At 62.1% G+C, this 9223-nt stretch carries 13 protein-coding genes; 10 read left to right on the top strand and 3 right to left on the bottom strand.

The window, feature by feature from the left end; translation table 11 throughout:
* Positions 1–73 precede the first annotated feature (73 nt).
* From H096_RS21755 to H096_RS21790, 8 genes are read left to right on the top strand one after another with little or no spacing between them, the layout of a single operon-like run.
* Positions 74–829, top strand: a complete 756-nt coding sequence (locus H096_RS21755; protein ID WP_033901405.1) for a heme ABC transporter permease — start codon at positions 74–76, stop codon at positions 827–829.
* Positions 826–1002 carry a heme exporter protein CcmD gene (gene ccmD / locus H096_RS21760; RefSeq protein WP_016978487.1) on the top strand — a complete coding sequence of 59 codons (177 nt, stop codon included), beginning with the start codon at positions 826–828 and terminating at the stop codon, positions 1000–1002. The genes H096_RS21755 and ccmD overlap by 4 nt, the downstream gene beginning before the upstream one ends.
* Positions 999–1454, top strand: coding sequence for a cytochrome c maturation protein CcmE (gene ccmE, locus H096_RS21765; RefSeq protein WP_028615684.1), 456 nt, complete (start codon positions 999–1001; stop codon positions 1452–1454). The genes ccmD and ccmE overlap by 4 nt, the downstream gene beginning before the upstream one ends.
* Positions 1455–1457: 3 nt before the next feature.
* Entirely contained in the window at positions 1458–3446 is a 1989-nt protein-coding gene (locus tag H096_RS21770; protein ID WP_033901406.1) for a heme lyase CcmF/NrfE family subunit, read from the top strand.
* Complete coding sequence (locus H096_RS21775; protein ID WP_016978490.1) at positions 3443–3979, top strand: DsbE family thiol:disulfide interchange protein; 537 nt, start codon at positions 3443–3445, stop codon at positions 3977–3979. Before H096_RS21770 ends, H096_RS21775 begins: the two co-directional genes overlap by 4 nt.
* Entirely contained in the window at positions 3976–4449 is a 474-nt protein-coding gene (locus H096_RS21780; protein ID WP_017136200.1) for a cytochrome c-type biogenesis protein, read from the top strand. The genes H096_RS21775 and H096_RS21780 overlap by 4 nt, the downstream gene beginning before the upstream one ends.
* Positions 4442–5629 (top strand): c-type cytochrome biogenesis protein CcmI, encoded by a 1188-nt coding sequence (gene ccmI, locus H096_RS21785; protein ID WP_033901407.1) that lies wholly within the window; start codon positions 4442–4444, stop codon positions 5627–5629. The genes H096_RS21780 and ccmI overlap by 8 nt, the downstream gene beginning before the upstream one ends.
* 15 nt (positions 5630–5644) lie before the next feature.
* Complete coding sequence (locus H096_RS21790) at positions 5645–6040, top strand: lipoprotein (RefSeq protein ID WP_033901408.1); 396 nt, start codon at positions 5645–5647, stop codon at positions 6038–6040.
* A 187-nt stretch (positions 6041–6227) separates the two neighbouring features.
* On the opposite strand, the gene H096_RS34580 is transcribed toward H096_RS21790, so the two are convergent.
* Together H096_RS34580 and H096_RS21795 are read right to left on the bottom strand one after the other, a co-directional pair.
* The gene (locus tag H096_RS34580; protein ID WP_241495524.1) at positions 6228–6551 is read right to left on the bottom strand and encodes an MFS transporter; all 324 of its coding nucleotides are present in this window, start codon (positions 6549–6551) and stop codon (positions 6228–6230) included.
* A gap of 2 nt (positions 6552–6553) precedes the next feature.
* A complete protein-coding gene (locus H096_RS21795) occupies positions 6554–7414 on the bottom strand; it encodes an MFS transporter (protein ID WP_241495525.1) in 861 nt (286 codons plus the stop codon).
* A 127-nt stretch (positions 7415–7541) separates the two neighbouring features.
* Between H096_RS21795 and H096_RS21800 the strand changes: the two genes are divergently transcribed.
* Positions 7542–8426, top strand: a complete 885-nt coding sequence (locus tag H096_RS21800; RefSeq protein ID WP_033901414.1) for a LysR family transcriptional regulator — start codon at positions 7542–7544, stop codon at positions 8424–8426.
* 32 nt (positions 8427–8458) lie between these two features.
* Here H096_RS21800 and H096_RS21805 read toward each other — a convergent pair whose 3' ends face one another.
* Complete coding sequence (locus H096_RS21805) at positions 8459–8725, bottom strand: DUF6124 family protein (RefSeq protein ID WP_033901409.1); 267 nt, start codon at positions 8723–8725, stop codon at positions 8459–8461.
* Positions 8726–9073: 348 nt separating this feature from the next.
* Here H096_RS21805 and H096_RS33465 point away from each other — a divergent pair, with 348 nt between their 5' ends.
* Positions 9074–9208, top strand: a complete 135-nt coding sequence (locus H096_RS33465; RefSeq protein ID WP_241495526.1) for a phosphoglycerate mutase family protein — start codon at positions 9074–9076, stop codon at positions 9206–9208.
* The last annotated feature ends 15 nt before the right edge of the window (positions 9209–9223 follow it).

A 9223-nucleotide genomic window follows, 5' to 3' on the forward strand; every position in this document is an offset into this window, starting at 1 on the left:
TTAAGCGTTGTCTTAACCAGTAAAGACCCTAAGCTTTTCGCAACGACGAAAAGCTACCGTGATGGAAACAGCAATGAACTGGACCTGGTTTCACAAGCTCGGCTCGCCCAAATGGTTCTATGGCATCAGCGGCAAGCTGCTGCCGTGGTTGAGCATCGCTGCCGTATTGCTGATCGGCATCGGCCTGGTCTGGGGCCTGGCCTTTGCGCCGCCGGACTACCAGCAAGGCAACAGCTTTCGCATCATCTATATCCACGTACCTGCCGCGATGCTGGCCCAGTCCTGCTACGTGATGCTGGCCGTGTGCGGCATCGTCGGCCTGGTGTGGAAAATGAAACTCGCGGACGTGGCCCTGCAATGCGCCGCGCCCGTTGGCGCGTGGATGACTGCCGTGGCGCTGGTCACCGGCGCAATCTGGGGCAAACCCACCTGGGGTTCGTGGTGGGTGTGGGATGCGCGACTAACGTCCATGCTGATCCTGCTGTTCCTGTACTTCGGTCTGATTGCCCTGGGCAACGCGATCAGCAATCGTGACAGCGCCGCCAAGGCCTGCGCGGTGCTGGCGATTGTCGGCGTGATCAACATCCCGATCATCAAATACTCGGTGGAGTGGTGGAACACCCTGCACCAGGGCGCCACCTTCACCCTCACCGAAAAACCGGCAATGCCCGTGGAAATGTGGGCGCCGCTGCTGCTGATGGTGCTGGGCTTCTACTGCTTCTTCGGCGCTGTGCTGCTGATGCGCATGCGCCTCGAAGTGCTCAAGCGTGAAGCCCGCGCCAGCTGGGTCAAGGCCGAAGTGCAAAGCAGCCTGGGAGCGCGCGCATGAGTTTTGCTTCTTTCAGCGAGTTTCTCGCCATGGGCCATCATGGCCTGTATGTCTGGACGGCCTACGGCATCTGCCTGGCGGTGCTGGCCATCAACGTCGCCGCGCCGATCCTGGCCCGCAAGCGTTACCTGCAACAAGAGGCGCGTCGTCTGCGCCGGGAGACCGAAAAGTGAATCCGCTGCGTAGAAAGCGTCTGTTGATCATCCTTGCCATCCTGGCCGGCGTTGGCATTGCCGTGGCCCTGGCCTTGAGTGCCCTGCAGCAGAACATCAACCTGTTCTACACCCCGACCCAGATCGCCAATGGCGAAGCCCCTGTCGATACGCGGATTCGCGCCGGCGGCATGGTGGAGCAGGGCTCGCTGAAGCGTTCCGGTGATTCCCTGGACGTGACGTTCGTGGTCACCGACTTCAACAAAGCCGTGACCATCACCTACCGCGGCATCCTCCCGGACCTGTTCCGCGAAGGCCAGGGCATCGTCGCCCTGGGCAAGCTCAACGCCGACGGCGTGGTGGTGGCCGATGAAGTGCTGGCCAAGCACGATGAAAAATACATGCCGCCGGAAGTCACCAAGGCCCTGAAAGACAGCGGCCAATCCGCGCCAACGCCTGCCAAGGAGGGCTAAGCCATGACGTCCGCACTGTTTATTCCAGAGCTGGGCCAGTTGGCGATGATCCTCGCCCTGTGTTTTGCCGTCGTCCAGGCCGTGGTGCCGTTGCTCGGCGCCTGGCGTGGCGACCGCCTGTGGATGAGCCTGGCGCAGCCGGCGGCCTGGGGCCAGTTTGCCTTTTTGCTGTTCGCCTTTGGTTGCCTGACCTATGCCTTCATGACCGACGACTTTTCCGTCGCCTACGTCGCGAATAACTCCAACACCGCTTTGCCCTGGTACTACAAATTCAGCGCCGTGTGGGGCGCCCACGAAGGTTCGCTGCTGCTGTGGGCGCTGATTCTCGGCGGCTGGACCTTCGCCGTGTCGGTGTTCTCGCGCCAACTGCCGCAAGTCATGCTGGCGCGGGTGCTGGCGGTGATGGGCATGATCAGTATCGGTTTCCTGCTGTTCCTGATCATGACCTCCAACCCGTTCAGCCGCATCCTGCCGCAGATTCCTACAAACGGGCATGACCTCAACCCATTGCTGCAAGACATCGGCCTGATCGTGCACCCGCCGATGCTCTACATGGGTTACGTGGGTTTCTCCGTGGCCTTTGCTTTCGCCATCGCCGCCTTGCTCGGTGGGCGCCTCGATGCGGCCTGGGCGCGCTGGTCGCGGCCGTGGACCATCGTGGCGTGGGCTTTCCTGGGGATTGGTATCACCTTGGGTTCGTGGTGGGCCTATTACGAACTGGGCTGGGGTGGCTGGTGGTTCTGGGACCCGGTGGAAAACGCCTCCTTCATGCCTTGGCTGGTGGGCACGGCGCTGATTCACTCGCTGGCCGTCACCGAAAAACGCGGCGTGTTCAAAAGCTGGACGGTGTTGCTGGCCATCGCGGCATTTTCTCTAAGCCTGCTCGGCACTTTCCTGGTGCGTTCCGGCGTGTTGACCTCCGTGCATGCGTTCGCCTCCGACCCGGAGCGCGGCGTGTTCATCCTGATCTTCCTGCTGTTTGTGGTCGGCGGGTCCCTGACGTTGTTCGCCCTGCGCGCGCCAGTGGTCAAGAGCCAGGTCGGCTTCAACCTGTGGTCGCGGGAAACCCTGTTGCTGGGCAACAACCTGGTGTTGGTGGTGGCGGCGTCGATGATTCTGCTCGGCACGCTTTACCCCTTGGTGCTGGATGCCCTGAGCGGCGCCAAGCTGTCCGTCGGCCCGCCGTACTTCAACGCGTTGTTCATTCCATTGATGGGCTTGTTGATGGTGGTGATGGCGGTCGGCGTGCTGGTGCGCTGGAAAGACACCCCGGTTAAATGGCTGGCGGGCATGCTGATGCCGGTGCTGTTGGGCAGCGTGGCCTTGGCGGTGATCGCCGGGTTTGCCTACGGCGATTTCAACTGGGCGGTGCTCGCGACCTTCCTGCTCGCCGCCTGGGTATTGCTGGCCGGCGTGCGTGACATCGTCGACAAGACCCGCCACAAAGGCCTGATCAAAGGCCTGCCCAGCCTGACCCGCAGCTATTGGGGCATGCAGATCGCCCACATTGGCATCGCCGTGTGCGCCCTGGGCGTGGTGTTGTCCAGCCAGAACAGCGCCGAGCGCGACCTGCGCCTGGCGCCGGGTGAGTCCATGGACCTGGCCGGTTACCACTTCATCTTCGAGGGTGCCAAGCACTTCGAAGGTCCGAACTTCACGTCAGACAAAGGCACCGTTCGTGTCGTGCGCAACGGCAGGGAAATCGCCGTGCTGCACCCGGAAAAACGCCTGTACACCGTGCAGAGTTCGATGATGACCGAAGCCGGCATCGACGCCGGTTTCACCCGCGACCTGTATGTGGCGTTGGGCGAACCCTTGGGCGACGGCGCCTGGGCCGTGCGCGTGCACGTCAAACCGTTCGTACGCTGGATCTGGTTCGGCGGCTTGCTCACCGGTTTCGGTGGTTTGCTGGCCGCGCTGGACCGGCGTTATCGGGTCAAGGTCAAGAGCCGGGTGCGTGAAGCGCTCGGCCTACAGGGAGCGGCGGCATGAAGCGTTGGTTGATGGTTGTGCCGCTGGCGATGTTTCTGGTGGTTGCGGTGTTCTTGTATCGCGGGTTGTATCTGGACCCGGCCGAGCTGCCTTCGGCGATGATCGGCAAGCCGTTCCCGGCGTTTTCGCTGCCGACTGTGCAGGGCGACAAAACCCTGACCCAGGCCGACCTGCTGGGCAAACCGGCGCTGGTCAACGTGTGGGGCACCTGGTGCATTTCCTGCCGCGTCGAGCACCCGGTGCTGAACAAGCTGGCCGAGAAGGGCGTGGTGATCTACGGCATCAACTACAAGGACGACAATGCGGCGGCCTTGAAGTGGTTGGCCGAGTTCCACAACCCGTACCAGCTGGATATCCGCGATGAAGACGGCAACCTCGGCCTGAACCTCGGCGTGTACGGCGCCCCGGAAACCTTCTTCATCGACGCCAAGGGCGTGATCCGCGACAAGTACGTCGGCGTGATCGACGAAGTGGTCTGGCGCGAGCAACTGGCCGCCAAGTACCAGGCCCTGGTCGATGAGGCCAAGCCATGAAGCGCCTGTTAGCCGCTGCGGTCCTGGCGCTTGGACTAGTCGGCGTGGCCCATGCCGCCATCGACACCTACGAATTCGCCAAGGACGGTGACCGCGAACGCTTTCGCGAACTGACCAAGGAACTGCGCTGCCCCAAGTGCCAGAACCAGGACATTGCCGACTCCAACGCACCCATCGCCGCCGACCTGCGCAAAGAGATCTTCCGCATGCTGGGGGAGGGCAAGGACAACCAGCAGATCATCGACTTCATGGTCGACCGCTACGGTGATTTCGTGCGTTACAAACCGGCCCTCACCGGCAAGACCGCGCTGCTCTGGTTCGGCCCTGCCGGGTTATTGTTGGCTGGCGTCGTCGTGATGGCCGTGATCGTGCGCCGCCGTCGCGCCGCACCGACTGACGGCTCCGACGCGCTGTCCCCTGATGAGCGTAAACGCCTCGACCAATTGCTGGACACCAAGACTGATGATTGATTTCTGGCTCGCAGCCGGCTTGCTGCTTCTGATTGCCCTGAGTTTCCTGCTGATCCCTGTACTGCGCGGCCGCCGCGCCCAGCGTGAAGAGGATCGCACCGCGCTGAACGTGGCGCTCTACCAGGAACGTGTGGCCGAGCTGCAAGTGCAGCAGGACGAAGGTGTGCTCAACGCCGCCCAACTCGACACCGGCCGTGCCGAAGCTGCGCGCGAATTGCTGGCCGACACCGAAGGCGTGGAAAAGCCCCGCGAGTCGCGCCTGGGCAAGCCATTGCCATTTCTAGCGGCGTTTCTGGTGCCTGTCCTGGGCGTTGCGCTGTACCTGCATTACGGGGCCAGCGACAAGGTTGAACTGACCCGCGAATTCTCCCAGCCGCCGGTGTCCATGGAAGACATGACCCAGCGCCTGGAGCGTGCCGCCGCCGCCCAACCGGATTCGCCGGAAGGCCTGTATTTCCTGGGGCGTGCCTACATGGCCCAGGACCGTTCCGCCGATGCCGCAAAGGTCTTCGAGCGCACCGTGGCCCTGGCCGGGCGCCAGCCGGAACTGCTCGGCCAGTGGGCCCAGGCGCAGTACTTTGCCGAGAATAAACAGTGGTCGCCCAAGGTTCAGGCGCTGACCGATGAAGCCTTGAAGCTGGATCCGAAGGAAGTCACCAGCCTTGGCCTGCTCGGTATTGCGGCATTTGAAGGCCAGCGTTATCAGGAGGCGATTGACTACTGGAACCGTCTGCTGGCCCAACTGCCAGCGGAAGACAACTCCCGCGCGGCGTTGCAAGGTGGCATTGATCGCGCAGCTGAGAAGCTGAAAGAAAACGGCGGCACCGTCGCCCCTCAAAAAGCCGCGATGAAAGTTCGTGTAGATCTGAGCGCCGACGTGAAGGCCAAAGCCCTGCCGACTGACAGCGTGTTCATCTTTGCCCGTGCGGTCTCCGGCCCACCGGCGCCATTGGCCGCCAAACGCGTCACCGTCGCCGAACTGCCGATCACCGTCGAACTGGGCGATGCTGACGCAATGATGCCGCAGTTGAAACTGTCGAACTTCCCCGAAGTCCAACTGGTTGCGCGCATATCCCGGGCTGGTGTTCCGACAGCTGGCGAGTGGATCGGCCGCAGCCAACCCTTGGCCAGCACCACGACTGCCCTGCAGCAGCTGACCATCGACAGTCCGGACAAGTAAATCGAGGAAACGCCTATGACCGCATTTGCACGCATCACCCTGCTTAGCCTGGTATTGGGCCTGAGCGCTTGTGCGGTCCACCGCCCACCTCCCGCGCCTACCGGCCCGACCATTCCACCGTCGGGCCCGTCGACCCAGCCAACCACCAAACCCTCCGGCCCAGTGACCCCTGCACCGAAGCCAGTGCCCACCAAATCCGCCACCTTCGCCCCACCCCCGGGCGCCGTGAGCCACTGGGACGGCAAGATGCAGGTGTATGTGCTGGACGAACAGCCCGACACCTTCTACCGCCAGCGCACGTATTACCGCTGGAGCAACGGCTGGAGCCGCTCCATCAGCCCGAACGGGCCGTGGGAAGAGACGGATGTGCAGGGCGTGCCGCCGGGGTTGAGCAAGCAGTACGCGCAATGATAAAAGGCGACCTTTACAGGTCGCCTTTTTCATACCCATGAATTGCATTTTTGCATCCACTGGAGCCCAAATGTGGGAGCGGGCTTGCTCGCGAAAGCGGTGGTTCAGTTAGCTAATACAGTGACTGACACTGCGTCTTCGCGAGCAAGCCCGCTCCCACAGTTTTGATCTCCAATTGATCTGGTATTTATGCAAGCTCTTGAATGGGGCGCGGCGCACCCAGCCAATGAATCACCCCAGCCGCCACCCCCAACACCACCCCAAACTCCACAATTCCCACCCAGCCAAACTGCGCCATCAACCACCCACTCACCGTCGCCCCAATCGCCCCGCCCACAAAGGTCGCGGTCATGTACAAACTGTTGATCCGACCCTGCGCCTTCGGGTCCACCGCAAACGCGCGGGTCTGGTTCGCGACCAGCCCTGCCTGCACCCCGATATCCAGCACGATCACTCCCAAAACCAGCAAGATCAGCGAGGTCTGCGCCCCGGCCAGTAACAGAAACGCCAAGGTCACAATCCCGACACTGGCCCGATCACCTTGCGGCAACCCACCTTGTCCGCCGCGCGCCCACCGTACGACGCCGCGAGCGCGCCCACCGCACCGATAATCCCGAAGCCGCCGGCCCAGGCACTGCCCAGTTGCCATGGCCCATTGGCGAGCAACCCGGCCAGATTCACCCAAAACGCGTTGAAGCATGCCCACAACAACGCCTGCACCATCATCGATTGACGGATCGGGCTGTTATCGCGCATCAACGGCCACAGTGAAGCCAGCAGGCGAGGGTAGGACAACGTGCTGCTCGGCACCCCAGGCGGTAACAGCTTGGCCGCGATAAACCACACCGGAATCATGAAGGCTGCTTCCATGCCGTACACCGCGCGCCAGCCATACGCCTCACCGACCACGCCGCTGATGGTGCGCCCGAGCAAGATCCCCAGCATGATCCCGCTGACCACCGTGCCCACATTGCGCCCGCGCTCATGGGGCTGGGACATCACCGCTGCAAACGGCACCAGTTGTTGCGGCACGCAACACACGATACCCAAGCCGAATGACGCGACGATCAGCGCCCAGATGCTCGGTGCAAACGCCGCCGCCAAGGCAAAACAGAACGCCAACGCGATCTGGCCCAGCACCAGTTTGCGCCGGTCAAAACGGTCGCCCATCGGCAGCAACAGGGACAGGCCGGTGGCAAACCCTAACAGTGCCGCGCCCGCCACCAGGTTGACCGTCGACACCGCCACGCCCATGTCCGAAGCAATCAGCGGCAGCACCGGCTGGGTGCAATAGATGTTGGTGACCACCGCCCCGGCGATCACCGCCATCATGATGATCTTGCCTCGCGGTGGGTGACTCTCGGCTGTGCTCATGGCGCGCTCCTTAGGGGGCAGGGGAAGAGTGGCCAACCTTACGCAGTCGCCTTTATGTCGATAATCCCCTAGGATCGGGAATCATCCTTCCAGAATTTGATAGGGCGCTATGAACCGTCTTGAGTCGATGTCAGTATTCGTTACGGTTGTGGACGCGGGCAGCCTGTCGGCGGCGGCGCGCGCGCTGGACATGCCGCTTGCCACCGTCAGCCGCAAAGTGACAGAGCTGGAAACCCACCTGAACACGCGCCTGCTGCACCGCACCACGCGGCAGCTGTCGCTCACGGACGTGGGCGTTTCCTACCTGGCGGCATGCCGGCGGATTCTGGAAGAGATTGGCGAGGCGGAGCGTGCGGCAACCGGCGAATATACCGTGCCCAAAGGCGAGCTGACGGTGACCGCGCCCATCGTATTCGGGCGTTTGCACATCGTGCCGGTGGTGGCGCAGTTTCTGGCGCAATACCCCGAGATCAGCGTCAACCTGATGCTCACCGACCGCGTGGTGCATCTGATGGAAGAGCAATGTGATGTCGCCGTACGCATCGGTGACCTGCCCGACAGTTCACTCAAGGCTGTCAACGTGGGCAATGTACGGCGAGTGGTGTGTGCCAGTCCCGGCTACCTGCAAACCCACGGCGAACCTGCCACGCCGCAGGATTTGGCGGCCCACGACTGCATCACCTTCGACGTGCTGGCCTCGGTGGGTGCCTGGGTGTTTGGACGTGGCAAATCGCAACAGACCGTGCCGGTGCATTCACGGCTGTCGGTGAACACCGCGGAAGCTGCGATTACCGCGTCGACGCTGGGCGTTGGCGTGATTCGCGTGTTGTCGTATCAAGTGGCGGATGCGCTGCAAAAAGGCGATTTACAGGTGGTGCTGCAGCCCTACGAATCAGCCGCCTTGCCCATCAGCCTGGTGCACAAAGGGCAGGCGCCGCTGCCGTTGAAAGTGCGCGCATTCCTGGACTTCGTCGCGGTGCGACTGCGTCAGCGGCAAACGAACATGCGCTGATGTACTCGGACCCCATGTGGGAGCGGTAGCCATCAGGCCACGGGACACTCCCGGTTCAGCGCTTCATTCACCAACAACTGCGCAATTTCAATCATCTGCACTACCGCCAGCACTTGCTTGCGGCCCGAGCCACCCAGATGTTCAGCGCAGTCGTACGCACAGACAGTTGCCGACTCAAGCATCTCGCTGGCGTTGCTCAAGGCAACTTCAGTACTGAGGCCGGGACGGACGGTGAAAATTACGTCGGGTGGGGTTTGACCCGTGGTGGATGACGGAGGGTTTGGCGTGACTTTTTTCATACGGTAGCTCCTGGAGTAAAGGGAGCCGCCACAATCACTTCCACATGATGGGTGGCGACTGTACGCAGGTGTGGAAGACCGGACTCCAGGACCCCGGCGCACTCGAAAGTGCCCCGCGCACAGCCGCCACAAAGAAGCCTGAAAAAAGGTGAGCCGTACGCAGGTTGGTCGACCGGGGAATGGAAACCCGACAGGGACAAGCCCTCCTGCGTGCGGCTCGGGCGACATAGTGAACATTGGATAAAGAATGAGGTGTAGGGAAAGTCTGGCATCGGGACGCGTCAAGTCGAGGCTGGCGATGCACGACAGTTGCTACTATCCCTTTCCCCCTTCAATGAGAGCACCCTCATGAACCTCTACGTTGTTCGCCACGGCGAAACCTGGGCAAACGCTGAGCACCGCTACCTCGGCGCGCTCGACCCGGAACTGACCGAGCGGGGTAGGGAACAGGCCAATGTCATCAACTTTGGAAATTATCCATAAATATCATATAATTAG

Origin of the sequence: Pseudomonas sp. FH1, assembly GCF_000510895.2 — a bacterium.
GTDB classification, from domain to species: domain Bacteria; phylum Pseudomonadota; class Gammaproteobacteria; order Pseudomonadales; family Pseudomonadaceae; genus Aquipseudomonas; species Aquipseudomonas azotoformans_A.